The 26530-nt window shown below is 71.6% G+C and carries 24 protein-coding genes; 9 read left to right on the top strand and 15 right to left on the bottom strand.

The window, feature by feature from the left end; translation table 11 throughout:
* Position 1 precedes the first annotated feature (1 nt).
* From CXR44_RS32860 to purS, 6 genes are all read right to left on the bottom strand, one after another.
* Positions 2-664, bottom strand: a complete 663-nt coding sequence (locus tag CXR44_RS32860) for a Crp/Fnr family transcriptional regulator (protein WP_101790050.1) — start codon at positions 662-664, stop codon at positions 2-4.
* Positions 665-723: 59 nt separating this feature from the next.
* A complete protein-coding gene (locus CXR44_RS32855) occupies positions 724-2742 on the bottom strand; it encodes an adenylate/guanylate cyclase domain-containing protein (protein WP_245899707.1) in 2019 nt (672 codons plus the stop codon).
* A 98-nt stretch (positions 2743-2840) separates the two neighbouring features.
* Entirely contained in the window at positions 2841-5093 is a 2253-nt protein-coding gene (purL, locus tag CXR44_RS32850) for a phosphoribosylformylglycinamidine synthase subunit PurL (RefSeq protein WP_101790049.1), read from the bottom strand.
* Positions 5090-5773, bottom strand: a complete 684-nt coding sequence (purQ, locus tag CXR44_RS32845) for a phosphoribosylformylglycinamidine synthase subunit PurQ (protein ID WP_101790048.1) — start codon at positions 5771-5773, stop codon at positions 5090-5092. Before purQ ends, purL begins: the two co-directional genes overlap by 4 nt.
* A 105-nt stretch (positions 5774-5878) precedes the next feature.
* Complete coding sequence (locus CXR44_RS32840; protein WP_245899705.1) at positions 5879-6316, bottom strand: ATP-binding protein; 438 nt, start codon at positions 6314-6316, stop codon at positions 5879-5881.
* A gap of 171 nt (positions 6317-6487) precedes the next feature.
* Positions 6488-6733: a phosphoribosylformylglycinamidine synthase subunit PurS gene (gene purS / locus CXR44_RS32835; RefSeq protein WP_101790046.1), complete on the bottom strand. Its 246-nt coding sequence runs from the start codon at positions 6731-6733 to the stop codon at positions 6488-6490.
* Between the two features lie 246 nt (positions 6734-6979).
* Between purS and pdhA the strand changes: the two genes are divergently transcribed.
* Genes pdhA through CXR44_RS32815 form a run of 4 tightly spaced genes read left to right on the top strand, consistent with a single transcriptional unit; the run spans position 6980 to position 10964 of the window.
* Positions 6980-8071 carry a pyruvate dehydrogenase (acetyl-transferring) E1 component subunit alpha gene (gene pdhA / locus CXR44_RS32830; RefSeq protein WP_101790045.1) on the top strand — a complete coding sequence of 364 codons (1092 nt, stop codon included), beginning with the start codon at positions 6980-6982 and terminating at the stop codon, positions 8069-8071.
* A complete protein-coding gene (locus CXR44_RS32825) occupies positions 8068-9048 on the top strand; it encodes an alpha-ketoacid dehydrogenase subunit beta (protein WP_101790044.1) in 981 nt (326 codons plus the stop codon). The genes pdhA and CXR44_RS32825 overlap by 4 nt, the downstream gene beginning before the upstream one ends.
* Positions 9049-9064: 16 nt before the next feature.
* On the top strand, positions 9065-10612 hold the full coding sequence (locus CXR44_RS32820) for a dihydrolipoamide acetyltransferase family protein (RefSeq protein WP_101790043.1): 1548 nt from the start codon (positions 9065-9067) through the stop codon (positions 10610-10612).
* Between the two features lie 58 nt (positions 10613-10670).
* The gene (locus CXR44_RS32815) at positions 10671-10964 is read left to right on the top strand and encodes a Dabb family protein (protein ID WP_101790042.1); all 294 of its coding nucleotides are present in this window, start codon (positions 10671-10673) and stop codon (positions 10962-10964) included.
* Here CXR44_RS32815 and CXR44_RS32810 read toward each other — a convergent pair.
* From CXR44_RS32810 to CXR44_RS32795, 4 genes are all read right to left on the bottom strand, one after another.
* Positions 10954-11937, bottom strand: coding sequence for a hypothetical protein (locus CXR44_RS32810; protein WP_101790041.1), 984 nt, complete (start codon positions 11935-11937; stop codon positions 10954-10956). The two genes, CXR44_RS32815 and CXR44_RS32810, sit on opposite strands and share 11 nt — an antisense overlap.
* On the bottom strand, positions 11937-12470 hold the full coding sequence (locus CXR44_RS32805; RefSeq protein WP_101790040.1) for an RNA polymerase sigma factor: 534 nt from the start codon (positions 12468-12470) through the stop codon (positions 11937-11939). The genes CXR44_RS32810 and CXR44_RS32805 overlap by 1 nt, the downstream gene beginning before the upstream one ends.
* Before the next feature lie 65 nt (positions 12471-12535).
* Positions 12536-12760: a hypothetical protein gene (locus CXR44_RS32800; protein ID WP_101790039.1), complete on the bottom strand. Its 225-nt coding sequence runs from the start codon at positions 12758-12760 to the stop codon at positions 12536-12538.
* 147 nt (positions 12761-12907) lie between these two features.
* Positions 12908-14713 (bottom strand): acyl-CoA dehydrogenase, encoded by a 1806-nt coding sequence (locus tag CXR44_RS32795; RefSeq protein WP_101790038.1) that lies wholly within the window; start codon positions 14711-14713, stop codon positions 12908-12910.
* Between the two features lie 103 nt (positions 14714-14816).
* Here CXR44_RS32795 and CXR44_RS32790 point away from each other — a divergent pair, with 103 nt between their 5' ends.
* The gene (locus tag CXR44_RS32790; protein ID WP_245899703.1) at positions 14817-15614 is read left to right on the top strand and encodes a class I SAM-dependent methyltransferase; all 798 of its coding nucleotides are present in this window, start codon (positions 14817-14819) and stop codon (positions 15612-15614) included.
* Positions 15615-15683: 69 nt separating this feature from the next.
* Complete coding sequence (locus CXR44_RS32785; RefSeq protein WP_245899701.1) at positions 15684-16130, top strand: hypothetical protein; 447 nt, start codon at positions 15684-15686, stop codon at positions 16128-16130.
* 3 nt (positions 16131-16133) lie between these two features.
* On the opposite strand, the gene CXR44_RS32780 is transcribed toward CXR44_RS32785, so the two are convergent.
* Positions 16134-16517 carry a VOC family protein gene (locus tag CXR44_RS32780; RefSeq protein ID WP_101790036.1) on the bottom strand — a complete coding sequence of 128 codons (384 nt, stop codon included), beginning with the start codon at positions 16515-16517 and terminating at the stop codon, positions 16134-16136.
* Positions 16518-16579: 62 nt separating this feature from the next.
* Between CXR44_RS32780 and CXR44_RS32775 the strand changes: the two genes are divergently transcribed.
* Positions 16580-17038: a GNAT family N-acetyltransferase gene (locus CXR44_RS32775; RefSeq protein ID WP_101790035.1), complete on the top strand. Its 459-nt coding sequence runs from the start codon at positions 16580-16582 to the stop codon at positions 17036-17038.
* Here CXR44_RS32775 and CXR44_RS32770 read toward each other — a convergent pair.
* On the bottom strand, positions 16981-17559 hold the full coding sequence (locus tag CXR44_RS32770; protein WP_101790034.1) for a PadR family transcriptional regulator: 579 nt from the start codon (positions 17557-17559) through the stop codon (positions 16981-16983). The two genes, CXR44_RS32775 and CXR44_RS32770, sit on opposite strands and share 58 nt — an antisense overlap.
* A gap of 52 nt (positions 17560-17611) precedes the next feature.
* On the opposite strand from CXR44_RS32770, the gene CXR44_RS32760 reads away from it, so the two are divergent.
* Entirely contained in the window at positions 17612-18391 is a 780-nt protein-coding gene (locus CXR44_RS32760; RefSeq protein WP_180903818.1) for an alpha/beta hydrolase, read from the top strand.
* On the opposite strand, the gene CXR44_RS32755 is transcribed toward CXR44_RS32760, so the two are convergent.
* On the bottom strand, positions 18369-20384 hold the full coding sequence (locus CXR44_RS32755) for a molybdopterin-containing oxidoreductase family protein (RefSeq protein WP_101790031.1): 2016 nt from the start codon (positions 20382-20384) through the stop codon (positions 18369-18371). The genes CXR44_RS32760 and CXR44_RS32755 overlap by 23 nt on opposite strands.
* 211 nt (positions 20385-20595) lie before the next feature.
* On the opposite strand from CXR44_RS32755, the gene CXR44_RS32750 reads away from it, so the two are divergent.
* A complete protein-coding gene (locus tag CXR44_RS32750; protein WP_245899700.1) occupies positions 20596-23031 on the top strand; it encodes a lysylphosphatidylglycerol synthase transmembrane domain-containing protein in 2436 nt (811 codons plus the stop codon).
* A 3-nt stretch (positions 23032-23034) separates the two neighbouring features.
* On the opposite strand, the gene mgrA is transcribed toward CXR44_RS32750, so the two are convergent.
* Positions 23035-24024 (bottom strand): L-glyceraldehyde 3-phosphate reductase, encoded by a 990-nt coding sequence (gene mgrA / locus CXR44_RS32745; RefSeq protein WP_101790030.1) that lies wholly within the window; start codon positions 24022-24024, stop codon positions 23035-23037.
* Positions 24021-26162, bottom strand: coding sequence for a S9 family peptidase (locus CXR44_RS32740; RefSeq protein WP_101790029.1), 2142 nt, complete (start codon positions 26160-26162; stop codon positions 24021-24023). The genes mgrA and CXR44_RS32740 overlap by 4 nt, the downstream gene beginning before the upstream one ends.
* Positions 26163-26530 lie beyond the last annotated feature (368 nt).

Below are 26530 nucleotides of genomic sequence, written 5' to 3'. Positions count from 1 at the left end.
GTCAGCGGGCCCGCTTGCGCAGCCCCTCGACGTCGTGGATCACCACGCGGCGCCGCCCCGTCTCGATGAGGCCCCGGTCGCGCAGGCTCCGCAACGCCTTGCTCACCGCCTCGCGGGAGGCGCCGGTCCAGCCGGCGAGCTCGTCCTGGGAGAGCGGCAGCGCCACGCGGACCCCGCCGCCGGTCTCCTCGCCGTATCGGTCGGCCAGCTCCAGCAGCCGGGTGGCCACCCGGCCGGTGGTGTCGTACGCGCCGTACTCGATGCGCTTGCGGTCGGAGTCGCGCAGCCGCTCCGTGACCATCCGCAGGAGCAGCACCGCCACCCGCCCGTGCGCCTGCAGGAACGCGGCGAAGTCGCTGATCACCACGCCCGCGACGGGCTCCAGCGCGGTCACGGTCGCCGACCGGGGCGAGCCGTCGATGCACGACATCTCGCCGATCAGGCCGCCCGGACCGCGCACGGCCAGCACCACCTCCGTGCCGCTGCTCGTGTGCGAGGAGACCTTGACCCGCCCCTCGGTCAGCACGAGCACCCAGTCGGAGGTGTCGCCCTCCGACATGAGGCTCGCGCCGCGCTCCCACCGGCGCGGCCGGCCCGCGGCGTGCAGCGCCTCGACCTCGTCGGGGGTGAGCATGGAGAGGAACTCGCCGGCCTCAGGGTTCATGGGCCTGATTATGGCGGCAGGGCAGGCCGCCTTTCACGTCACAAACGGCCGCAACCGTGTTACGGCAGCTCGGTCAGGACGTACGCGGCGACCTTCTCCTCCTTGCCCTTCAGGGTCAGCCTGCCGAGGGGGGTGGCCTTGGCGCCGCGGCCGAGCTGCTGCAGCGTCGTCCCGCCGATCACGACGGTGCCGGGCTCGGCCAGCGCCTGGAGCCGGGCGGCCACGTTCACGCAGTCGCCCATCGCGTTGAAGCCGCGCAGCCGGGGGCTGCCGATGTTGCCCACGAGCGCCGGCCCGGTGTTGACCCCGACCCGGAACGTCGGCCACTCCACGTCGCCCGCCCGCTGCCAGGCGACCTCCTCGGCGATCTCGGCGGCGGCCCGCTGCATGGCCAGCGCCGCCCGGCAGGCGGCCGCGGCGTGGTCGGCCTGCGTGGCCGGGGCGTTGAAGAGGGCGAGCAGCGCGTCGCCGACGAACTGCACGATCGTGCCGCCGTTGTCGAGGACGCACGGCACGGCGGCCGTGTGGTACCGGTTGAGCATCTCGACGATCTCGCCGGGCGTCACCTGCTCGGAGAACGACGTGAAGCCCTTCAGGTCGGCGAAGAGCGCGGTCAACTCCTTGAGCTGGCCGCCGAGGGCCGCCTGCGAGGGGTCGGCGAGCAGGGCCTGGGCCACGTCGGGCGACATGTACTGCCGGAAGAGGGTGTCGAGCTCCTGGTAGAGGCGGGCGTTCTCCAGCGCCAGCGAGAGCTGCCCGGCCAGGGTGGCGGCCAGCGCCTCGTCCTGCGGGGTGCGGCCGACCGGCACCTCCAGCGCCCCGGCCGGGCGGCCCTTCACGGTCAGCGGGAACGCCAGCAGCTCGCCGCGCCGGACGGGCTCGTCGCCGTCGAAGGCGTACGAGCGCGAGCCGATGTGGGTGCGGCCCTCGGACACCAGGCCGATCCGCACGTCGCCGAACGCCTGGCGCACCCGCTCCAGCGCCCCGGCGAGCAGCTCGGTCTCCGGCAGGCCGACGCGGGTGTGCGCGCTCACGGCGACCAGCGCGCCGAGGCGTCCGGACAGCTCCCGCTCGTTCGCCAGCGCCTGGCCGGCCCGGTCGAGGACCGCCGCCTGGCCCTCGTTGAGCCGGAACTTGCCCGACAGCCGGGTCGCCGCCATCGGCTCGCCCCGCCGCACGTGCTCGACGAGTTCCTCCAGCGCCTCGTCGTACTGCTGCTGGATGCGGGCCACGGTCGCCGAGAGCGTCACCGAGTCGAACAGGCCCGCACTGGACCCCTCGCGCCTGAACTGCAGGTAGGCGCTGTAGGCGACGAACCCGAACGCGAACGTCAGCAGCACGTGCCACAGCCACCACGTCAGGTGCCAGTTGAGCTGCGACATCCCGGCCACCATGGTCTCGGCGAGCAGCGCGTACGCGGTGAGCAGGCTGACCAGCATGGCCGACGGCCGGCCGCGGTGCAGCCGGAACATCATCACCGTCGCCGCGACGTACAGCACCAGGCCGGGCAGCGCCGCCCAGGCCACCCACGCGTGGAACCCGCCCAGCGGCGGCTCGCTGAGCGGGGTCAGCCCGTCGACGAGGGAGCCGAAGCCCCACAGGATCATGAATCCGACGAGGACGCCCCGGATCACGTGCTGGGCGGACAGCACGGCCCGCGCCGCCCGCTCACCCAGCGGCAGCGCCGAGGCGAACGCGAAGCCCGACGCGATGGTGAGCCCGACCTGCTGGCCGAGGTCGAACCCCAGCGACCCGGTGGGCAGGATGATCGTCGGCGTGGCGAGCCCGTGCATGAAGAAGAACCCAGCACTGGCCAGGAACACCATCGACACGAGGAACAGGCGGGCGTCCTGCCTGCGGCGCGACGCCTCGCTGATCAGCATGCCGAGCGCCACGTTGACGCCGGCCACGGCGAGGATCATCCAGAAGTGGCTGGAGTTGTGGTGCCACTCGACGTTCAGGTCGGGCTCGGCCAGCAACAGCCAGAGCCCCAGCATGGGCAGCACAAGGTGGATGGCCCAGACGACTCCCCGGACCGGCTGCGTGGCGGGCGGGAGGTAGGGGCTTTCCGTCGGCACGGTCCCGATTATCCACGGCCGGCTCGACGGCACACCGCGTCCTTTTACGGGGAAGGGCCGGCACGGGAAACCCGTGCCGGCCCTTCCGCGAGAGCCCGTCAGCCGAACAGGGCCGGCAGCGTGGCCGCGTGCTTGTCGCGCAGCTCGGCGACCGGAACCTCCAGCACGCCCTCCACGACGAGCGACGCGCCGCCCGTCGTGCCGAGCCCGTAGCAGGGCACGTCGTGCTCGGCGCACAGCGCGGCGAACTCCTCGAACGCCTCCGGCCGGACCGCCACCAGCGCCCTGGCCGCCGACTCGCTGAACAGCGCGGTGAACGGGTCGCCGGTGACCGTCACCGTCGCCCCGACGCCGCGGGCCAGGCACGCCTCGGCCAGCGCGACGCCGAGGCCGCCGTCGGACAGGTCGTGGGAGCCCTCGACGAGCCCGCGCCGGGCCGCCTCGACCATGACGGCCGCCAGGGCCTGCTCGGCCTCCAGGTCGGCCACGGGCGGCAGCCCGCCGAGGTGGCCGTGGACGACGTGCGCCCACTCCGAGCCGCCGAACTCCTCCCGGGTCTCGCCGAGCAGCGCGACCCGCAGCCCTTCGGCGGTGAAGCCCGAGCCGACGCGCCTGGCGACGTCGTCGATCACGCCGAGCACGCCCACGACGGGGGTCGGGTTGACGGCGGTGGAGCCGGTCTGGTTGTAGAAGGACACGTTGCCGCCGGTGACCGGCACGCCGAGGGCCCGGCAGGCGTCGGCCAGGCCGCGCACCGCCTCGGCGAACTGCCACATGACCTCAGGGTCCTCGGGGGAGCCGAAGTTGAGGCAGTTGGTCACGGCCAGCGGCCGCGCTCCGGTCACGGCGACGTTGCGGTACGCCTCGGCCAGCGCGAGCTGCGCCCCCGCGTACGGGTCGAGCTTGGCGTAGCGGCCGTTGCCGTCGGTGGCCAGCGCGATGCCGCGGGTCGTCGGCTCGGCTCCGGCCATCGACTCGGAGACGCGCAGCATCCCGGCGTCGGCCGGCTGCGCCAGCACCGTGTTGGAGCGGACGTAGCGGTCGTACTGGGAGGTCACCCACTCGCGGGAGGCGAGGTTGGGCGAGCCGAGCAGCCGCAGCAGCGTGGCGCCCAGGTCGCCGGGCCGCTCCAGCCGGTCGGGGGTGTCGGCGTTGAGCGCGGCCTGCCCGGCGGGCTCGTGGTAGGGGCGCTCGTAGACGGGGCCGTCGTCGGCGGCGGTGCCCGGCGGGATGTCGACGATCACCTCGCCGTCCCACGTCATCACGAGCCGCCCGGTGTCGGTGACCTCGCCGATGACGGTGGCCGGGACGTCCCACTTCTGGCAGATCGCCATGAACGCCGGGATGTCGTCGGGGCGGACGACCGCCATCATCCGCTCCTGCGACTCGCTCATGAGGATCTCCTCGGGCCTGAGCGAGGGGTCGCGGAGCGGCACCAGGTTGAGGTCGACGCTCATGCCGCCGGTGCCCTTGGCGGCCAGCTCGGTGGTGGCGCAGGAGACGCCGGCCGCGCCGAGGTCCTGGATGCCGACGACCACGTCGGCCGCGTACAGCTCCAGGCAGCACTCGATGAGCAGCTTCTCCATGAACGGGTCGCCCACCTGCACGGCCGGCCGCTTGGCGTGCGACTCGTCCTCGAACGTGGCGCTGGCCAGCACGGAGGCGCCGCCGATGCCGTCGGGGCCGGTCGAGGCGCCGAACAGGACCACCTTGTTGCCGGGGCCGGGCGCCGTGGCCAGCTTGATCTGGTCCTTGCGCAGCAGGCCGACGCAGAGGGCGTTGACCAGGGGGTTGCCGATGTAGCAGGGGTCGAAGACGACCTCGCCGCCGATGTTGGGCAGGCCCAGGCAGTTGCCGTAGTGGCTGATGCCCTCGACCACGCCCGGCAGCACCCGCCGGGTGTCCACGGCGTCGGCCGCGCCGAAGCGCAGGGAGTCCATCACGGCGATCGGGCGGGCGCCCATCGACATGATGTCGCGCACGATGCCGCCGACGCCGGTGGCCGCGCCCTGGTGCGGCTCGACGTAGGACGGGTGGTTGTGCGACTCGATCTTGAACGTGGCGGCCCAGCCGTCGCCGATGTCCACCACGCCGGCGTTCTCGCCCATGCCGACGAGCAGCGCCTCGGACTTGGGCGCCTTGGTGGCGAACTGGCGCAGGTGCACCTTGGACGACTTGTACGAGCAGTGCTCGGACCACATGACGCTGTAGATGGCCAGCTCGGACCCGGTGGGACGGCGGCCGAGGATCTCCTTGACCCGGTCGTACTCGTCCTGCTTCATCCCCAGCTCGGCGAAGGGCATCGGCTCGTCGGGAGTGCTCTCGGCCCGCTTGACGGAGTCGGTGCTCATGCGTTCACCAGCTTCTTGAGGATGGAGGTGAAGAAGCCGAGGCCGTCGGTGCTCGGGGCGCCGACCAACTCCTCGACGGCGTGCTCGGGGTGCGGCATGAGGCCGACCACGTTGCCCGCCTCGTTGCGGATGCCCGCGATGTCGTTCATGGAGCCGTTGGGGTTGCCGCCGACGTAGCGCACCACCACGCGGTCGCCGGCCTCCAGCTCGGCCAGCGTCTCGGCGGAGGCCACGTAGCGGCCCTCGCCGTGCTTGATCGGCAGCGTGATCTCCTGGCCCGGCGTGAACGCGGAGGTCCAGGCGGTGCCGGTCTGCTCGATGCGGACGCGCTGGTCACGGCAGACGTAGTGGAGGGAGGCGTTGCGGGTCAGGGCGCCCGGCAGCAGGTGCGCCTCGCACAGGATCTGGAACCCGTTGCAGGTGCCCAGCACGGGCAGGCCCGCCCGCGCGGCCGGGATGAGCTCCTCCATCAGCGGCGCGAACCGCGAGATGGCGCCGCACCGTAGGTAGTCGCCATAGGAGAAACCGCCCGGCAGGAACACCGCGTCGACCCCCTTGAGGTCGTGGTCGGCGTGCCACAGCGGGACCGCCTGGGCGCCCACGAGGTGCACGGCTCGGGCGGCGTCCTGGTCGTCGAGTGTGCCTGGAAACGTGACAATGCCCACACGGGCAGCGCTCATGACAGTCGTCCCCTTCGAGGATGCGCACGCCACCGTCGCCTCGGGGTGGACGGGGGCGGTAGTCCCAGGTTATCGGGTGCGGCCGGATGCACCTCGCCGGGCGGGTCAGACGGCGGCGAGCTGGCGGGGGCGGGCGTCGGCCTCGTCGTCCCAGGCGAGCTGCTTGCGCAGGTGGACCGTGGTGCCACGACCCGGGGTGATGCCGAAGGAGATCTCGTCGACCACCGACCGCATGATCAGCAGGCCGCGGCCGTTCTCGGTGTCGGGGGGCGGGAAGTGCAGCGGCATCGACGGCAGCCCGCCTCCGCTGTCGGCCACGCGTACGTCGCAGCGGCCGTAGCCGATCGACGCCGACACCTCGTAGCGGTTGGCGGGCCCCCCGTGCCGCACCGCGTTGGAGCACGCCTCGGAGACGGCGAGCAGCATGTCGGAGATGCAGGTCTCGCTCACGTTGAGCGAGCGCATCGCATCGCCGAGCACCCGCCTGACCATCGGTATGCCGATGGCGTCCCGGGGCAGTGCCAACGAGAACTCAATATCCACCGGACTCCTCCGGGCTCCGGAATGTCACCTGGAGTAGGTTTCCCCGTGAAATCGGGGCTAACCGCAAAATCACGTTGTTGTTATTTAGTGTTGGCACGCTCGTGGGGTTAGAACGCGCCGGAACCCGGTGGTAAGCCGCGTAGCGGAATCTTGGGGCCCGAAAGCGGTGATCTACCCCTCAACCCGGACGGTGTAGTCCTCGATCACCGTGTTCGCCAGAAGCGTCTCGGCCATCTTTCGGACGTCCGAAACGGCCGCCTCGTCGGCGGGGCCGTCGAGCTCGATCTCGAAACGCTTGCCCTGCCGCACCGCCGCGACCCCCGAGAAGCCCAGCCGGGGCAGCGCGCGGGCGATCGCCTGGCCTTGCGGATCGAGAATCTCAGGCTTCAGCATGACGTCCACGATGACGCGGGCCACGGGTTCCTCCTGGGTGCAGCCTGGATCGGACCAGGTCGGGGTGGGGTCGGGAAAGCCAGCCTACCGGTGCGTGTGGCGGTCGGCACAACGGGAACGGGGTGGACATGGGGCTTGCGCGGAGGGCTGTGACGTCTGCCACGATGTCCCCAAACGCGTACGAACCACCATCACATGGTCCGACGCCCAAAAGGCCGGCATGCGATGGCAACCCCATCTGCACCGGCCCTGACCGCACAGGAGTGGCACGTGACCGCCGACGCCTCTCGTGGTGCCGAAGCACCCCCAGAGCTCGTCCAGTTGCTCACCCCCGAGGGAGAGCGGGTCGAGCACCCCGACTACGACATCGACCTCAAGCCGGAGGAGGTCAGGTCCCTCTACCGCGACCTGGTCCTCGTCAGGCGCATCGACCTGGAGGCCGTGGCCCTGCAGCGGCAGGGCGAGCTCGGCATCTGGGCGTCGCTCCTCGGCCAGGAGGCGGCGCAGATCGGCTCCGGCCGCGCGCTGACCGACGCCGACATGGCCTTCCCCACCTACCGCGAGCACGGCGTGGCCTGGTGCCGCGACGTGGACCCGGTCAAGCTCCTCGGCCTGTTCCGCGGCGTCAACCACGGAGGCTGGGACCCCAAGGAGCACAACTTCCACCTCTACACGATCGTCATCGGCAGCCAGACCCTGCACGCGGTCGGCTACGCCATGGGCATCCAGCGTGACGACGCGAGCGCCGCCACGATCGCCTACTTCGGCGACGGCGCCACCTCCCAGGGCGACGTCAACGAGTCGTTCATCTGGGCCAGCGTGTTCAACGCGCCCATCGTGTTCTTCTGCCAGAACAACCAGTGGGCGATCTCCGAGCCGCTGGAGAAGCAGACCCGCATCCCGCTCTACCGCCGCGCCTCCGGCTTCGGCTTCCCCGGCATCCGGGTCGACGGCAACGACGTCTTCGCCTGCCTCGCCGTCACCAGGCAGGCGCTCAAGAACGCCCGCGAGGGCCATGGCCCCACCCTGATCGAGGCGTACACCTACCGGATGGGCGCCCACACCACCACCGACGACCCGACCCGCTACCGGGTGGCCAGCGAGCTGGAGGCGTGGAAGCTCAAGGACCCCATCGAGCGGGTCAAGTCCTACCTGTTCAAGAACGAGCTGGCCGACCAGGCGTTCATCGAGTCCGTCGAGGCGGAGGCCGACCAGCTCGGTGCCGACCTGCGCAGGCGCTGCCTGGCCATGCCCGACCCCGAGCCGCTCGACATGTTCGACCACGTCTACACCGAGCCGCACCCCCTGATCGACGAAGAGCGCGCCCAGTTCGCCGCTTACCTGGAGGGCTTCGAGCGATGACCGTCCTGAGCCTGTCCAAGGCGCTCAACGAGGGCATGCGCAAGGCCATGGAGGACGACTCCAAGGTCCTCATCATGGGAGAGGACGTCGGCAAGCTCGGCGGCGTCTTCCGCGTCACCGACGGCCTGCAGAAGGACTTCGGCGAGGACCGGGTGATCGACACCCCCCTGGCCGAGTCGGGCATCATCGGCACCGCGATCGGCCTGGCGCTGCGCGGCTACCGGCCGGTGTGCGAGATCCAGTTCGACGGCTTCGTCTTCCCCGCCGCCGACCAGATCATCACGCAGCTCGCCAAGATGCCGATGCGCTCGCTGGGCGCGATCAAGCTTCCGGTCGTCGTGCGCATCCCGTGCGGCGGCGGCATCGGCGCGGTCGAGCACCACAGCGAGTCGCCCGAGGCCTACTTCACCCACACCGCAGGCCTGCGCGTGGTGGCCTGCTCCAACCCGGCCGACGCCTACTCCATGATCCAGCAGGCGATCCGGAGCGACGACCCGGTGATCTTCTTCGAGCCGAAGCGCCGCTACTGGGAGAAGGCCGACATCGACACCGGCTCCACCGACTGGTGGACGCCCCTCGACAAGGGCAAGGTGGTGCGGCAGGGCACCGACGCCACGCTGCTCGCCTACGGCCCCATGGTCAAGACCTGCCTGGAGGCCGCGACGGCCGCCGAGGAGGACGGACGCTCCCTGGAGGTCATCGACCTGCGCTCGCTCAACCCGCTCGACGCTCCCCTCGTCATGGACTCCGTCCGCCGCACCGGCCGGGTCGTGGTGGTGCACGAGGCCCCGGTCAACAGCGGATTCGGGGCCGAGCTGGCCGCGCGGATCACCGAGCAGTGCTTCTACCACCTGGAGTCACCGGTGCTGCGGGTCGGCGGCTTCTCCACCCCCTACCCGCCGTCGAAGCTGGAGGAGCACTACCTCCCCGACCTGGACCGGGTGCTCGACGCCGTCGACCGCGCCTTCGGCTACTGAGAGGGGACCCGGTTCCATGCGACGTGAGTTCAAGCTCCCCGACGTCGGCGAAGGGCTGACCGAGGCGGAGATCGTCCGCTGGCACGTCAAGGACGGCGACGCGGTCAAGGTCAACCAGATCGTGGTCGAGATCGAGACGGCCAAGTCCATCGTCGAGCTGCCCATCCCCTGGGACGGCGTCGTCGCCGGGCTGATGGCCGGTGAGGGCGAGACCGTCGACGTGGGCGTGCCGATCATCGCCGTCGACACCGCCGAGGAAGGCGCCGCGCCCGCCGACGCCTCCCGTACGGCCGGCGCCCCCGGCGCCGTGTCCGGGGCGGAGGGCGCGGACGGCGGCGCCGCCACGGGCCGGGGCGCGGCCCTGGCCGACGACATGGTCCCCAGCCCGCCGCCCGAGGGCGCGGTGGAGCCCGGCCTGCACGGCAGCCCGGCGCCCCGCGAGGAGCGCCAGGCGGTCCTGGTCGGCTACGGCGTCAAGACCGGCGCCACCAAGCGCCGCGCCCGCAAGCCCGGCCACGCCGGACAGTCCGGCGCGCCGGCCCCCGCCCCGCAGCCGGTCCCGGCCGCGCCGGCCCCTGCCCCGCAGCCGGTCCCGGCCGCGCCGGCCCCCGCGCCGCGGCCGGTCCCGGCCGCGCCGGTCGCAGGCCCGGCGCGGGCCGAGGCCGACAGGCCGGTGACCACCGCGCGGGTCGCGGTGCTCGCCAAGCCGCCGGTGCGCAAGCTGGCCAAGGACCTCGGCGTGGACCTCACCACGCTGACCGGCACCGGCCCTCAGGGCTCGATCAGCCGCGAGGACGTCCACGCCGCGGCCCAGGCCCCCCAGGCGCCGACGCGCCAGGAGTCCGGGGCGCCGGCCGGGCAGGCCTGGGAGGAGCGCATCCCCATCAAGGGCGTGCGCAAGATGACCGCGCAGGCCATGGTGGCCAGCGCGTACACCGCGCCGCACGTCACCGAGTTCCTCCAGGTGGACGTCACCGGCACCATGGAGGCGGTCCGGCGGCTGCGCACGCTGCCCGACTTCGCCGAGGTCAAGGTGTCGCCGCTGCTCCTGGTGGCCAAGGCCGTGCTGGTCGCCGCCAGGCGGCACCCGATGATCAACTCTTCCTGGGACGAGGCGGCCCAGGAGATCGTGGTCAAGCACTACGTGAACCTCGGGATCGCCGCCGCCACCCCGCGCGGGCTCGTGGTGCCCAACATCAAGGGCGCCCACGAGCTGCCGCTGCCCGAGCTGGCCAGACGCCTCGGGCAGCTCGCCGAGACCGCCAGGGCCGGGCGCACGCAACCGGCCGAGATGGCGGGCGGCACGTTCACGATCACCAACGTGGGCGTGTTCGGCGTCGACACCGGCACCCCGATCCTCAACCCGGGCGAGGCGGCCATCCTCGCCTTCGGCCAGGTCAGGGACATGCCGTGGGTGGTGGACGGCGAGCTGGCCGTGCGCAAGGTGACGACGCTGTCGCTCTCGTTCGACCATCGCATCGTGGACGGCGAGCTGGGCTCGCTGTTCCTGCGCGACGTGGGCGACATGCTGGAGGACCCGCTGCGCATGCTCGCCTGGAGCTGAACACGCCGCCGCTCCCCGGGCCCAGGTCAGGGGAGCGGCGCGCCGGTAGGGTGGCCGCATGATTCGCCATGTCGTGCTGTTCACCTGGACCGAGGACGCCACCGACGAGCAGAAGGCGGCGGTGGCGCCCGAGCTGCGCAAGCTGCCGGCCGCCATCCCGCAGATCCGCTCCTACACGGTCGGCCCCGACGCGGGCATCAGCCCGGGCGGCCATGACTTCGCGGTGGTGGCCGACTTCGACAGCGTGGCCGACTTCGAGACCTACCGCGATCATCCGGTGCACCAGGCGGTGATCGCGGAGCGCATCAAGCCGATCATGGCCACCCGCGCCGCCGCCCAGCTCAGCCTGTAGGCGCCTCGTCCGTCCAGCCGAGCGACCTGATCAGTTCCCACCGGAACGGCGTGCCGGGCCGGATGTCGGCGTATTCCGGATTGGGCTTCAGCAGCGCCTCCTGCAAGCCCAGCAGCTCGCCGCTCTCGCGGTCCAGCAGGATCAGCTCCTGCATGTCGTTCTCGCGCGGCGGCTGCACCAGCGCCACACCCACCCGGCCCTCGACGTCGGTGACCCCGTCCACCACGGTCACCCCGGGGGAGGCCGCCAGCATGCGGCAGACGGCGGCCCTCGTGGCGGGGGTGATCTCGATGTCCTTGAGGAGATGCGTGGCGAGGTTCCACAGGAAGTTCTCCCGGCTCTCCGGGGCGCCCTGCGGGTGGAGCCTCAGCAGGTGCCGTCTGAGCGTCGCGGCGTCGGTGGGCAGCTGTGCGGCCGGTCCCACCGGGTAGCCGACGCTGTCGGCCGGGAGGCTCTCGACCCTGGCGCTGCCGATGCGGCACCGGTCCTCGGCCGCGCAGAGCGGCGGCGATCCCGCGGCCTTCCACGCTCGCCTGTCGGTGGCGGTGAGCGGTTCGGCCGACAGGTCCGTCCGCTCCGTCCGCACGGTCGCCCCGTCGCGCCAGACGACGTCCTTGATCCGCCGCTCGACGGTGTAGGCGCCCTTCGGGCGGCTCAGGTGCACCTCCAGCGTCTCGCGCCGCCACCGCGCCCCGCTCCCGGAAGGCCGGGCGGCCAGGCGGTCCAGCGCGACGTCGAGCACGGTGGCCGCGTCGGACATCCTCGCCGTGTGCACGGTGCCGTCGCCCAGCCGGGGAATCGCCAGGAAACCGGCGACCAGGACGGACACCACAGCCGCGCCGGCGAGCGCCCAGGACCAGCGGGGCGTCCGGCGGGCCCCGCCGAGCACCCGGGCGCGCACGGCCATCGCCCGCGCCGGGTCGGCTGGCGGCGCGTCCGGCATCACGTCGTCGATCAGCTGGAAGTCCTTCATCACAACTCCACCCCCAGAGCGTCACGGAGCTTGGTCCTGGCCCGGCTCAGCCGGGAGGCGACGGTGCCGTAGGCGATGCCGAGCGCCGCGGCCACCTCGTCGTAGGTCAGTTCGCCGTACGCGACGAGCAGCACCACGTCGCGCTCGCCACGGGACAGGCCGGCCAGGGCGGCCGAGAGCCGCTGCACGGTGACCCCGGCGGCCACCCGGTCCACGACCCGCTGGTCGTGGCCGTCGCCGTCCGGCGGCGGCCCGGACCGGGCCAGGGCGCGGTAGCGGCGCACCTCGGCGCGGCGGTGCCGGCCGACGAGTCTGGTGGCGATGCCGTACAGCCAGGGCCGGATGTCGCCCCTGGCCGGGTCGAAGGTGTGGCGGCGGCGGAAGGCGACGAGGAAGGTCTCGGCGGCGAGGTCCTCGGCGATGTCGAGGTCCAGCCGGCGGCCGACGTAGCGGCGGATCTCCTCGTAGTGGGCGTCGAAGACGGTGGCGAACCGCTCGGGGTCGGCCACCGTCCCGTCGAGGGACATGGTCATGCAAGGGTCTCCCTTGCCGGGGAACGTGGACAACCGTGATTGCCCGCCGGCGGGAGACCCTTCCCTCAGACTTCCGGTGGGCGGTTCTCGCGGCGCATCAGCCGGTCCTCGGAGGTGTGGCCGCGTCGCGGGGCCAGTACGAGGCTGAGCACGATGCCCGCACCACCGACGATCATGAAGATCAGCCCGATCACGTCCATGTGGACCGCGTCACCGAACACGTCGGGCTCGATGGCGAACCTCAGGATGGCACCGAGCGTGAGGAAGAAGATGCTGACCCCGACACCCATGCCGACCTCCGTGGGGAAAGACAAGGTACGCCCACGGTCATACCCGGGTACAGGCGATCACACCCGCGGGTGCCCGAAAGAGGCGAACGCCCGCTCCGGGCTCGCGGAGCGGGCGGTCACCGGCACGGGGAAGCCGGGCGGGGCAGGCTAGAACGCCTCCTCCGGCAGCTCCATCAGGTCCAGGCCGGTGCCGGTCAGCACCCGGCGCTCGGCGGCCAGCCGGGGCAGCACGGTCGTCGCGAAGAACGACGCCGCGGCGACCTTGCCCCGGTAGAACGGGTCGTCGCCCTCGCCCAGGCGGGCCAGCGCGACCTCGGCCTGGCGCAGCAGCAGCCAGCCGATGACGAGGTCGCCCAGGGCGAGCAGGAACCGGGTGGTGTTCAGGCCGACCTTGTAGACCTCCTCCGGCTTCTCCAGCGAGCCGAGCGCCCAGCCGGCCATGGTGTCGCCCATGGCCTTGATGTCGGCGGCGGCCTCGGCGAGCAGCGCGCGCTCCTCCTTGAGCCGGCCGTTGCCCGCCTCGGAGGCGGCGAAGGCGTTGATCTCGGCCAGCAGCGAGCCGATCGCGGCGCCCTGGTTGCGCAGGATCTTGCGGAAGAACAGGTCGAGGCCCTGGATCGCGGTGGTGCCCTCGTACAGGGAGTCGATCTTCGCGTCGCGGATGTACTGCTCGATCGGGTACTCCTGCAGGTAGCCCGACCCGCCGAGCGTCTGCAGGGAGCGGGCCAGCAGCTCGTACGACCGCTCGGAGCCGACGCCCTTGACCAGGGGCAGCAGCAGGTCGTTCATCGCGTGCGCGTGGGCGTCGTCCGGGTTCATCTGGACGGCGTCCTGGAACGTCGCGGTGTAGAGGACGAGCGCCCGCATGCCCTCGGCGTACGCCTTCTGCAGCATCAGCTCGCGGCGCACGTCGGGGTGGTGGGTGATGGTGACGCGCGGCGCGGCCTTGTCGGCCATCCGGGTCAGGTCGGCGCCCTGCTTGCGGGACTTGGCGTACTCCAGGGCGTTCAGGTAGCCGGTGGAGAGCGTGGCGATGGCCTTGGTGCCGACCATCATCCGGGCGTGCTCGATGACCATGAACATCTGCTTGATGCCCTCGTGCACCTCGCCCACCAGCGTGCCGACGGCCGGGTGCCTGTCGCCGAAGGTGAGCTCGCAGGTGGTGGAGACCTTCAGGCCCATCTTCTTCTCGACGTTGGTCACGTAGACGCCGTTGCGCTCGCCGAGCTCGCCGGTCTCCAGGTCCACGTGGTACTTGGGGACCAGGAACATCGACAGGCCCTTGGTGCCGGGGCCGTGGCCCTCGGGGCGGGCCAGCACGAGGTGGAAGATGTTCTCGGTCAGGTCGTGCTCGGCGCTGGTGATGAAGCGCTTGACGCCCTCGATGTGCCAGGTGCCGTCGGGCTGCCGGACCGCCCTGGCGCGCCCGGCGCCGACGTCGGAGCCGGCGTCGGGCTCGGTCAGCACCATGGTGGCGCCCCAGTCGCGCTCCATGGCCAGCTCGGCGAAGCGCTTCTGCTCGGGGGTGCCGAGCAGCCACAGGGTGTAGGCGAAGTTGGGGCCGGCGCCGTACATGTAGGCGGCGGGGTTGGCGCCCAGGATCATCTCTGCCGTGGCCCAGGCGAGGCTGCGCGGGATGCCGGGGCCGCCCAGCTCGGTGGGCAGGTCGAGGTGCGTCCAGCCGCCGTCGACGACCGCCTTGTACGACTTCTTGAAGCCGGCCGGCAGGGTCACCGTGTGGTTGTCGGGGTCGAAGACGGGCGGGTTGCGGTCGCCCTCCTCGAAGGACTCGGCAAGGACACCGGTGGCCAGCCTGTTGACCTCTTCGAGCAGTCCGCGGGCGACGTCTTCGTCGACGTCCGCGTACGGCCCGGTGCCGAGGATCTCTCGCCGTCCGAACACCTCGAAGAGGTTGAACTCCAGGTCACGCAGGTTGCTCTTGTAGTGGCCCATGGGTGCTGATCTCCTTGACCCGAGGTCGTTATCTACTCGCTAGTAACCTTACTAGGAATGCTACCCGCGGGTAACCACCGGTATGCGTGGCATGCTCGTCTCCATGGATGCCGAAGAACTCGCCCGCCGCTGGCGAGCACGCCTCGAATCCTGGGCCATCCCCGAGAAGATCCTGGCCGCCGCACCGGCGGACCCGTGGGGTCACTCGCCGGCCCGCTTCGCCGCGCGCACCGACAGGGCGCTGGCCGAACCGGACGACGGCCCCACGATGACCCGCCTGGCCGAGGCGCTGCCCGACGGCGGCCGCCTGCTCGACGTCGGCGCGGGCACCGGAGCCTCGTCGCTGCCCCTGCACGGGCGCATCGGCGAGCTGTACGCCGTCGACCCCTCGCCGGGCATGCTGGCCGAGCTGGGGCTGCGGGCCGACAAGCTGGGCGTCGCCTGCACTCCCATCGAGGGCCGCTGGCCCGACGTGGCCGGGCAGGTGCCCCGGGCCGACGTGGCCGTCGCCGGCCATGTCGTCTACAACGTCCCCGACCTGGCCGCCTTCCTCGGCGCCCTTGACGAGCGCACCGACGGCCGGGTGGTCATCGAGCTGAGCCACCGCCACCCCATGAGCTGGATGACCCCGCTGTGGCAGCACTTCCACGGCGTGGACCGCCCGGTGCGGCCCGTCGCCGAGGACTGCGTCGCCCTCGCCGCGGCGCTCGGCTACGACGTGCGCGTGGAGGAGCGGGAGGCGCCGCTGGACAGGTTCGCCTCGCTGGACGACCTGGCGGCCAGCGCGTGCCGCCGACTCTGCCTCGACCCCGGCCAGGCCGAGGAGGTCGCCGAGACCGCGCTCTCGCTCGGCATGTGGCCGCTGCCCAGGGACCGCTGGGTCACCCTCTGGTGGGAGTGACCCGCGTAGGGGACTTTTCAGGGGTAATCCCCGATGTGACCAGGGTGCTCCGCGAGGCAGTCTGGGTCCATGAACGAAATCACCCGACGCGACGAAGTCTCGCTGTCCGGCGCCGCGCTGCGCGGCGCCCCGTGGAAGGCCGCCGCCGTCGGTGGTGGCGTGGTCACGGCGGCCAGCTACGGCATGGGCGTGATCCTGCCGGGCGACGCCGACCTGGTGTGGGCGCTCGGGCTCGGCATCAGCCTCTTCGCGCTGATCGCCGCCGTCGGCGCGGTGGCCAGGCCGAACGACGGTGACCGGGTCACCAGGCAGGCCCGCCTCTGGGCGCTGCGCCACCCGTGGAAGTTCGCGCTGCTCCCGGCCGGCATCACCGCCGTGCTGGACTATCCCGTGCAGCTCGTCCTCGACCAGGAGGGCGTGTTCGGCTCGGCCTTCCACTCGCTCTGGCACGGCGCGCTGGTCTACCTGATCGCCGGCATCCTGACCCTCACCATGAAGGGCCGAGCCGGTTCCTGAACGTCAGACAGTGCCCTCGCGCTCGGCCTTGCTGCGGCAGACGCAGAACTCGTTGCCCTCCGGGTCGCGCATGACCACCCACCCCGTGCCGTCGGCCTGGCGGCGGTCGTCGAACACGGTCGCCCCCAGCTCGACGAGCCGCGCGACCTCCTGGTCGCGCGTGCGCCCCTCGGTGCCGTTGACGTCGAGGTGGACGCGGTTCTTGACCGTCTTGCCCTCCGGGACGCGGATGAACAGCACGTACGGCCCCTGCTCGGTGCACAGCATCACCTCGTCGTCCCCCGGCTGGTCGTCGTCGGCCAGCGGCAGGCCGGTGGCCCGGCTCCACCAGCTCCCCAGCTCGTACGGGTCGGCGGCGTCGATCGTCACGGCGTGGATCTCAATCATGGGCGCCAGCCAACCGCGACACCAGCAAAGGCGTCAAGCCGGTTTCTGGCATGATGCGCTGCATGTCAGAGACAGTCAGCTTCCGGCACGCCACGGCCGCGGACGTGCCCGCGATCGTCGCCATGCTGGCCGACGACCCGCTCGGCGCCCGGCGTGAGGGCGACCCCCACGACGAGCGCTACCTCGCGGCGTTCGCCCGCATCGACGCCGACCCCCACGACGAGCTGATCGTCGCCGAGCGCGACGGCGAGGTCGTCGGCACCATGCAGCTCACCTATCTGGCCGGCCTGTCCAGGCTCGGCGCCGAACGCTGCCAGATCGAGGCCGTCCGGGTCGCCGCCTCCGCCCGCGGCCGGGGTCTCGGCCGCGGCATGATCCAGTGGGCCGTCGACCGGGCCCGCGCCCGCGGCTGCGCGATGGTGCAGCTCACCTCCGACAAGTCGCGCACCGACGCACACCGCTTCTACGGCTCGCTCGGCTTCGCGGCCTCCCACGAGGGGTTCAAGCTCTCGCTCAGCTGATCGATCATCCACCTGCACCACTCCGCGCGGTGCCGTTCGTAGCCGATCCCGCACCGCAGCGCCGCGTAGTTGCCGAACCGGGGGTCGCCGAACCCGGGCGGCTTCCCGATCAGCTCGCCCTCGCGCTCGTACTCGGCCAGCCGTGCCTCGTGCGCCGCGAGCTGGTCGGCGAACATCTGCCTGATCTCCGCCGGGCCCGCCACCCACGACGCGTACGTCTTCAGCACCAGCTCGTCGCGCTCCGGCCGTTCGCGCGGCGGCTCGGTCACCCACTCGCGCAGGGCCAGCGAGCCCTCGGCCGTGACGTGGTAGACCTTCTTGCCCTGCGGGCCCGGTCCCTGCCGGGCCTCGTAGCCGACGAACCCGGCCGCCAGCAGCTTCTGCAGCTCGGCGTGGATCTGGCTGTGGCGGGCCGTCCAGAAGAAGGCGATCGGCCGCCGCATGGCGGTGGCGATGTCGTATCCGGTGCGCTCCCCGCGGGCCAGCACGGCGAGGATCGCGAAACCAAGCGTCGAGGTCATCGTGGCCCAGGATAGTCTTCCGCCACTATGTCAGTTGTGACATAGTGGCGGCATGCGCAAGATCGCCGGATCGCTCGGACTCGTGGTCGTGCTGACCGCCTGCGGGGGCTCGGTCAGCCCCTCCACGGGGAGCGTCGCAGCCCCCGCGACGCCGACCCCGACACCGACCCCGACGTCGGCCGCCCCCTCGGCGCCGACACCCACGCCGCAGATCACCGGCCCCAACGTCAGCGGCTGCTTCACCGAGAAGGACGGCAAGATCTTCTCCCACGGCGCCGACGACCTGCCCGGCGTCATCACCGGCCGCGGCGAGGTGGGGGTGGTGATCACCTACGAGCGCAACGGCAACGTGTGCACCTGGCGCCCACTCTCCGACCGCCTCGTCGCGGCGGGCTACCGGGTGCTCCTGTACGCCCGCGACAGCACCAAACCGCCGGAGGACGTGACCGTCGCCATGGCCAAGCGGCTGGCCAAGGAGAAGGGCGTCAAGCGGCTGTTCTTCGTCGGCGGCTCCATCGCCGCCACCACGGCCCCCCTGGCCGCGGAGAAGTTCGGCGGCCGGACGGCCGGCATCGTCGCCCTCTCAGGCGCGATCGACCCGGCGGACGCCGCCCGGATCACCGTCCCGCTGCTGCAGATCGGCACCGAGCACGACGGCTACGGCGGCGCCGAGGACCTCCAGCCCGCCCACGACGCCGCCACCAAGGCCCCGGCCAACGAGCTCCTGATCGTCAAGGGGGAGAGCACGCACGCCTCGGAGCTGTTCCGCACCCCTCACGCCGCCGAGGCGCTCGACCGCATCCTCACGTTCATGGACCGGCACAAGGGCTGAGCTCGACCAGGTTGTCGTGGTAGACCGCGCCCCGTCCCAGGTCGGCGTCACGCTCCTCGACGACCGCGTTCGGGTTCGCGCCGCCGGGGCTCAGCTTGGGCCAGTGCCCCTTCGGGGCGGCCACCACCCCGCGCGCCACCCGGTCGCTCACCTCCACGTCGGCCAGGAACTCCCCGCCGGCGTTGTGCACCCGCACCCGCTGCCCGCTCACCAGCCCCCGCTCGGCGGCGTCGGCCGGATGCACCAGCACCACCGGTTCCTTGGCCCGGCGCCGCAGCTCCGGGTTGTTGCCGAAGGTCGTGTTGAGGAACACGTGCGAGGCCGGAGTGATCAGCGTCAACGGGTACGGGGACCGGCCGGCCTCCCGCGCGGACCGGGACGGCACGTACGCCCTGCCCGGCGGCGGGAAGCGCAGCCGCCCCGACGGCGTCGGGAAGCCCTCGGCGAACGGGGCGAACGGCCGCGGATAGTTGAGCCGCACCCAGCCCTCCTTGCGCAGCCGGTCCAGCGTGACGCCCTCCAGCGACGGGTGGCCGCTCGTCAGCAGCTGCTCGGCCAGCTCCACGTCCGAGTCGTACAGCGACGGCTCGGTGAGGCCCATGTGCCGGGCCAGCCGGCGGAACGTCTCCGTGGTCGACAGGCACTCGCCGGGCGGCTCCACGGCCGGCTCGTTCCACTGCAGGTACAGGTGGCCGTAGCCGGCGTGCAGGTCGGCGTGCTCGGTCTGCATGGTCGCCGGCAGCACGATGTCGGCGTAGTCCACCGTGTCGGTCGGGAAGTGCTCCATCACCACCGTGAACAGGTCCTCGCGGGCCAGCCCACGCCTGATCGCGCCCGTGTCGGAGGTGGAGCCGACCGGGTTGGCCCCGTACACCCACAGGCATTTCACCGAGTCCAGCTCGGAGGCGAGCCGGGTCATGGTCAGGGTCCGCACCGGCGCGGCCAGCAGGTCGTCGCGGGTGTCGATGTTCACGTGCACGTGCCCGCTGGTGGAGTAGGCCACCCCGCCGCCGGGGTGACGCCAGTCGCCCGTCACGCCGGGGATCGCGGCGATCGTCCGCATCGCGGTGCCGCCGCCCTCGTGCCGCTGGATGCCCATCGTGGCCCTGATCGCCGTCGGGCGGGTGTGCGCCAGCCGCATCCCCAGGCTGTGGACGTCCGCGGCCGGGATGCCGGTGATCTCGGCGACCCGCTCGACCGGGTGACGCAGGATCTCCTCGCGGAACTCCGCCCAGCCCTGGGTGTGCGCCGCCAGGAACTCCTCGTCCTGCGCCCCCTCCGCCAGCACCACGTTGAGCAGCCCCAGCGCGAGCGCCGCGTCCGTGCCCGGCCTGATCGCCAGGTGTTCGTCGGCCTGGTCGGCCGTCCGCGTGCGGATCGGGTCGATGGCCACCACGTGGGCGCCGTTCGCCCGCGCGTCCTGCACGAACTTCCACAGATGGTGGCCGCTGGTCAGCGTGTTCGTCCCCCACAGCAGGATCAGCCGGGACAGTGCGAAGTTCTCCGGGTCCATGCCGCCCGGGGTGCCGTTCGTCAGGCTCAGCCCGGCGCTGCCCGCGGCCGAGCAGATGTTCAGCCAGTGCTTGGACGCGCCCAGCACGTTCCAGAACCGCCGGCCCGCCACGCCCTCGCAGCCCTGCAGGTAGCCCAGCGAACCGGTGCCCTGGTACGGCCAGATGGCCTCGCCGCCGTGCTCCTCGACGATGTCCAGCAACCGCGCCGAGATCTCGTCGAGCGCCTCCTCCCAGCTGATCCGCTCGAACCGGCCCGACCCCTTGGAGCCGGTGCGGCGCATCGGATGCAGGATGCGGTCCGCCGCCCGGGTGTGCTCCAGGTAGCGGTTGACCTTCACGCAGAGCGCGCCCCTGGTGTAGGGATGGTCCGGATTGCCGCGCAGTTTCACGGCCGCGCCGTCCTCGACCGTCACGACCCACGAGCAGCCGTCCGGGCAGTCCAGCGGACAGGCTCCCAGCACCTTCAGTTCACCCGACATGGGGCACAGCCTACGTTCAGCCTCCCGGCGCCATCGACCCCCCGAAATTCGTCCACGCCGCTGCGGCACGCGCGGGCCCCGCACACGGTAGAAATCGAAGGTGAAGGGCAGAAGGCCCACCGTGTAGCCTGCCTCGCGACGCGGCGGCCCACGCAGGGCAGGGAGACCAAAGATCGTACGGTCCGGCCGGAAAGGTGCAGAATCGCTGTCGGTGGCCGATATCAGGGAACGTGACGACGCGGAGGACCTCGCGGTGCGGGATCCAGCCGAGGCGGAAGCGCGCGCCGATCGCGACGTCTACGTCGTCGAACCGTTGCTGCCCCAGCGGCTGCGCCGCCCCTCCGACCTGCTGCGCTTCCTGGCGACCCTGCTCGCGATCACCGGGGTGCTCGTGCTGGCCCTGGTCGCCAAGCAGACGCTCAACGGGCTGGAGAAGGACGTCACCGAGGGCGCGACCCGGCTGCCCGAGCTGCTGAGCCGCGTGGCGACGTTCCTCGGCGGCGCCGCGCTGCTCGTCGTGCCCGCCGCCTTCGCCGTGGAGCGCGTCTTCCACCGCGACGGGCTGCGCGTCGCCGAGGGCCTGGTGGCCGCCATCCTCGGCATGGTCGTGGCCTTCCTCCTCGGGCAGTGGACCGTCACGGCCGCCCCCGAGGACCTGCGCCTGCTGCTGACCGGCAACCGCGACATCGAGCCGCTCAACACGCTGCTGACCTCCGTCATCGCCTACTCCACCGCCGTGCGCATCTCCCGGCGCCCCACCTGGCGCGCCCTCATGTGGGGCGTGATCGGGCTCTACGTCCTCGCCTTCTTCACCGGCTACCAGATCACCCTGGTCGGCGGCATCATCACCGTGCTCATCGGCATGGCCATCGGCTACGGCACCCTGTACGGCGTCGGCAGCCCCAACACCCGGCCCCCGGGCAACGCGGTGCTCACCGCCCTGCGCAAGCTGTCCTTCACGCCCGTCTCGGCCCGCCGCATCGACGACGACCACCAGGGCAGCCGCCGCTACGCCGTCGGGCTCAAGGACGGCACCACCCTCGACGTCACCGTCCTCGACCGCGACCGCCAGGTGGCCGGCCTGCCGTACCGGCTGTGGCGGCGCTTCCGCCTCAACTCCGAGACCCGGCGCCGCGCCATCAGGTCGCTGCGGGCCGAGCTCGAACGCGAGGCCCTCATGGCGTACGCCACCCAGGCGGCGGGCGCGAGCACCCCACGGCTGCTCGGCACCAGCGAGATCGGCACCGAGGCCGCGCTGCTCGCCTACGAGCACCTCGACACCCGCCCGCTCGACGAGGTGCCCGACGACGAGATCACCGACGACACCCTCGCCCAGATCTGGGAGCAGATCTCGCTGCTGCAGATCCAGCGCCTCGCCCACCGGCGGCTCACCGGCGAGGGCATCCACCTCGACGCGGCCGGCCGGGTCGTGCTGACCGACGCCCGCAGCGGCGAGATCGCGGCCGGCGACCTGCTGCTCCGGCTCGACGTCGCCCAGCTCCTCACCTACCTCGCCCTGCGGGTCGGCGCCGAACGCTCGGTGCGCACCGCGGCCGCCGTCATGGGCCCCGACGCGCTGGCCGCCGCGCTGCCCCTGCTGCAGCGCATCGCGCTCACCCGCGAGACCCGAGCCGCCCTGGCCAAGGACAAGGGCATGCTCGGCGCGCTGCGCGAGCAGATCGTCGCGCTCAAGCCGCAGAGCAAGGTCGAGGAGATCCGGCTGGAGAGGTTCCGGCCGCGCACCCTCGTCACGATCATCGCCAGCGCGCTGGCCGCCTACTTCCTGCTGTCACAGCTCAGCCGCGTCAACGTCGTGCAGGTGGTGACCACGGCCAACTGGGCCTGGTCCGGGCTGGCGCTGGTCGCCTCGTTCGTCAGCTTCGTGGCCGCCGCGCTGATGCTGCGCGGCTTCGTGCCCGAGCCGCTGCCGCTGTGGCGGACCGTGCTCGTGCAGTTCGCGGCCTCGTTCGTCAAGCTCGTGGCGCCCGCCGCGGTCGGCGGCGTCGCCATCAACACCCGCTACCTGCAAAAACGCGGCATCCATCCGGCGTCGGCGATGGCCAGCGTGGGCGCCTCGCAGCTCGTCATGCTGGTCTTCCACATCGCGCTGCTGCTGCTGTTCGCCTACATCACCGGAGCCAACACCGCCAACTCCTTCACGCCGTCGCGCGGTCTCGGCGTGGCGCTGCTGGCCGTCGCCGTGCTGGTCGTCATCCTGCTGGGCGTGCCGCGGCTGCGCCGCCTGGTCACCGAGCGGATGCGGCGGCTGTTCTCCAACGTGCTGCCGCGGCTGCTCGACGTGCTCCAGTCGCCGGCCAAGATGATCGAGTCCTGTGTCGGCACCCTGATGATCACCCTGGCGTTCATCGTGTGCCTCGACGCCTGCGTGGGCGCCTTCGGCGGCTCGATGGGGTTCACCACCGTCGCCGTCGTCTATCTGACGGCCAACGCCATCGGCTCGGCCGCGCCCACCCCGGGCGGGCTGGGCGCGGTCGAGGCGTCGCTCACGCTGGGGCTCACCGTCGCCGGGCTGACCCCTGAGGTGGCCGCCTCGGCGGTGCTCCTCTACCGGCTGCTCACGTTCTGGCTGCCGGTGCTGCCCGGCTGGGCCTCGTTCGCCTACCTGCAGCGGCACGAGGCCCTGTAGCCGTCACGCGGCGCGGCGCGAGGTGATCTTGTCGATCGAGGCCAGCTCGTCCTCGGTGAACGCCGGCCCGTCCACGCAGGCCACGTTGTCCTCCAGCTGCCTGACGCTGCTCGCGCCGATCAGCACGCTGGTGACCCGCGGGTCGCGCAGCGTCCACAGCAGCGCCATCTGCGCGAGCGTCTGACCCCGGCCCCTGGCGACCTCGTCGAGGTCGCGGGCCAGCTCGGCATCGATCGCGTCGGAGGACAGGAACCTGCTCGTCGCCGCCCGCGAGTCGGCGGGCACGCCGTCCAGGTAGCGGTCGGTCAGCAGACCCTGCGCGAGCGGGGAGTAGACGATGCACCCCATGCCCGCCTCCTCCAGGGTGTCGAGCAGGCCTTTCTCGATCCACCGGTTGATCATCGAGTAGGAGGGCTGGTGGATGAGCAGGGGCGTGCCGAGCTCCCGCATGATCCGCGCCGCCTGGGCCGTCTGCTCGGGGGTGTAGTTGGAGATGCCCGCGTACAGCGCCTTGCCCGAGCGCACCGCCCGGTCCAGCGCGCCCATCGTCTCCTCCAGCGGCGTGTCCGGGTCGAACCGGTGGCTGTAGAAGACGTCGACGTACTCCAGGCCCATCCGCTCCAGCGACTGGTCGAGGCTGGCCAGGAGGTACTTGCGCGACCCCCACTCGCCGTACGGGCCGGGCCACATGTCGTAGCCGGCCTTGGTGGAGATGACCAGCTCGTCACGGTGGCGGGCGAAGTCCTCGCGGAAGATCCGGCCGAAGGTGCGCTCGGCCGAGCCGTACGGCACGCCGTAGTTGTTGGCCAGGTCGAAGTGCGTGACACCCAGGTCGAACGCCCGGCGCAGGATGGCGCGGGAGTTCGCCACCGGCCGGTCGTCGCCGAAGTTGTGCCACAGCCCCAGGGACACGGCCGGGAGCCGCAGGCCGCTGCGTCCGCTCCGGTTGTACGGCTGGCGTTCGTAGCGGCGGTCGTCGGGCTGGTAGGTCATGCTCCGCGTCCCTTCTCGATGATCCACGACAGCGCGAACGCCTCCTCGCGCCAGGCGTCGTAGCGCCCGCTGCGCCCACCGTGCCCGGCCCCCATCTCGGTCTTGAGCAGGAACGGGCCGCCCTGCGCCGTGGCACGCAGCCGGGCGATCCACTTGGCGGGCTCGTGGTAGAGCACCCGCGTGTCGTTCAGGCTGGTGATCGCCAGGATCGGCGGGTAGCGCCGGCCGTCCACGTTCTCGTACGGCGTGTAGCTCTTCATGTACGCGTAGACGTCGGCGTCGTGCAGCGGATCGCCCCACTCGTCCCACTCGATCACGGTCAGCGGCAGCGACGGGTCGAGGATGGTGTTGAGCGCGTCGACGAACGGCACCTCGGCCACCACGCCCGCGAACCTCTCCGGCGCCAGATTGGCGACCGCGCCCATCAGCAGCCCGCCCGCCGACCCGCCCCTGGCGACGATCCGCTCACTCCAACCGGCCTGCTTCAGGTGCCCGGCCGCGGCCACGAAGTCGGTGAACGTGTTGCGCTTGCGGGTGAGCTTGCCCTCCTCGTACCAGCGGCGGCCCATCTCGCCGCCGCCCCTGACGTGCGCCACGGCGAAGACGAACCCGCGGTCCAGCAGCGACAGCCGCGGCACGGAGAAGCCCGGGTCGATCGAGGTCTCGTAGCTGCCGTAGCCGTACAGGACGGTCGGCGCGGGCGTGGCGGTGTCCTTGCGCCTGACGAGCGAGATCGGCACCCGCGTCCCGTCGTCGGCGGTGGCCCACTCGCGGACCTGCTCGTAGTCGCCGGGGTCGTAGCCGCCGAGCACCGGGCGCTGCTTGAGCAGGATCAGCTCGCGCGTGGCCAGGTCGTAGTCGTAGACGCTGGGCGGCGTGACCATGCTGGTGTAGCTGAGCCGGAGCCGCCGCGTGGCGAACTCGGGGTTGCCGGCCGGGCTGACGTTGTAGAGCGGCTCGGGGAACTCGATCTCGTAGGAGTCACGGGCGCAGGCGACCTCGGCCCGCTCGCGCCAACCGGCCGTCCGCCCGCTCGCCGCGCTGTCCGTGTCGGCCTGCCCGTCCGTGTCGGCCTGCCCGTACGGCAGGATGCGGATGCCGGTGAGCCCCTCGCGCCGGAAGTGGACGACGGCGTGGCCGGCGAACGCGTCGATCTCCAGGAGCCTGGTGTCGTCGCGGTGGGCGATCAGCGGCGTCCAGGTGCCGGGGTCGTCGAGCGGGGCGGTGGCCAGCTCGAAGTTCTCGGCGTTCTCGTTGTGCAGCACGTAGAAGAAGTCGCCCGCGTCCTCGACGCCGTACTCGACCCCGGCCTTCCTCGGGCGCACGACCCTGAACTCGCCGGTGGGGTCGGCCGCGTCGAGGATGCGCACCTCACTGGTGATCTTGCTGCCCGCGCCCAACACCAGGTAGCGCTCGCTGCGGGTGAGGCCGATGCCCACCCAGTAGCGCTCGTCGCCCTCCTCGTACACCAGCACGTCGTCCCGCGTGCCGAGGATGTGCCGGTAGACCTGGTACGGGCGCCAGGCGTCGTCCACTCGCGTGTAGAAGAACGCCGAGCCGTCGGCGGACCAGGCGCCGCCGTAGAAGATGCCCTCGATCTCGTCGTCGAGCAGCTCACCGGTCTCCAGGTTCTTGAAGCGCAGGGTGAAGCGCTCGTCGCCCGTGAAGTCGGTGGAGTAGGCGAGCATCCGGCCGTCTGCGGAGATCGAGCTGACGCCGACCGAGAAGTAGGGGCTGTCGCCGGCCAGCTCGTTGCCGTCGAGGACGACCTGCTCACCGTCGAGCCGGACGCCGGGCGTGATCTCCGGCGGGGTGTCGCCGTCGGCCGGCAGACGGCAGGAGACGGCGTACTGCTTGCCCTCCTCGGTACGGCTGAAGTACCACCACGCGCCCTTGCGGCTCGGCACCGACAGGTCTGTCTCCTGGGTGCGGGCCTTGATCTCCTGGAACACCTGCTCCTGCAGGCCGGCCAGGTGAGCGGTCTGCTCCTTGAGGAACGCGTTCTCCGCCTCCAGGTAGGCGACCGTGTCGGGATCTTCCTTGTCGGCGAGCCAGGCGTATTCGTCGACCACGGTGTCGCCGTGGTGTGTGCGCTCGGCCGGGACCTTCTTCGCCACTGGCGGCTTGATGCTGCTCACGTGTGGAGTCTATGGCTGGGGATCCGGACCGGGCCGTGACCCGACCGCGGCCTCGCGATGGGCGAACACGTCTCGAGTGGTCGGGAGCGCTGCTAATCTTGTGGAGCCGACGCGGTGCGGCACAACCCATCTCTCCCAATCTGAGGTGGCTGTGCTGTGCTCGGGGGCGCCTCCAAGATCGGTTCGCTGGACCGCCTGGAGGCTGGTAAATTGAAAGACGTCTCCGATTTCTTTCTTCCGGACCGGATCGAGTCAATTTGACACGAACCGGAAGGGCTGAAAGAATAAGAGCACGGAAAACGAAATGAACGCCTCCTTGAGGTTCTGGGGAGTACGCGTCCGTTTCTTGAGAACTCAACAGTGTGTTA

Source organism: Nonomuraea indica (genome assembly GCF_002850745.1).
Taxonomy (GTDB): Bacteria; Actinomycetota; Actinomycetes; order Streptosporangiales; family Streptosporangiaceae; genus Nonomuraea; species Nonomuraea indica.
Note: the sequence above shows the minus strand (reverse complement) of the source record. Positions and strands in the feature narration are given on the sequence as shown.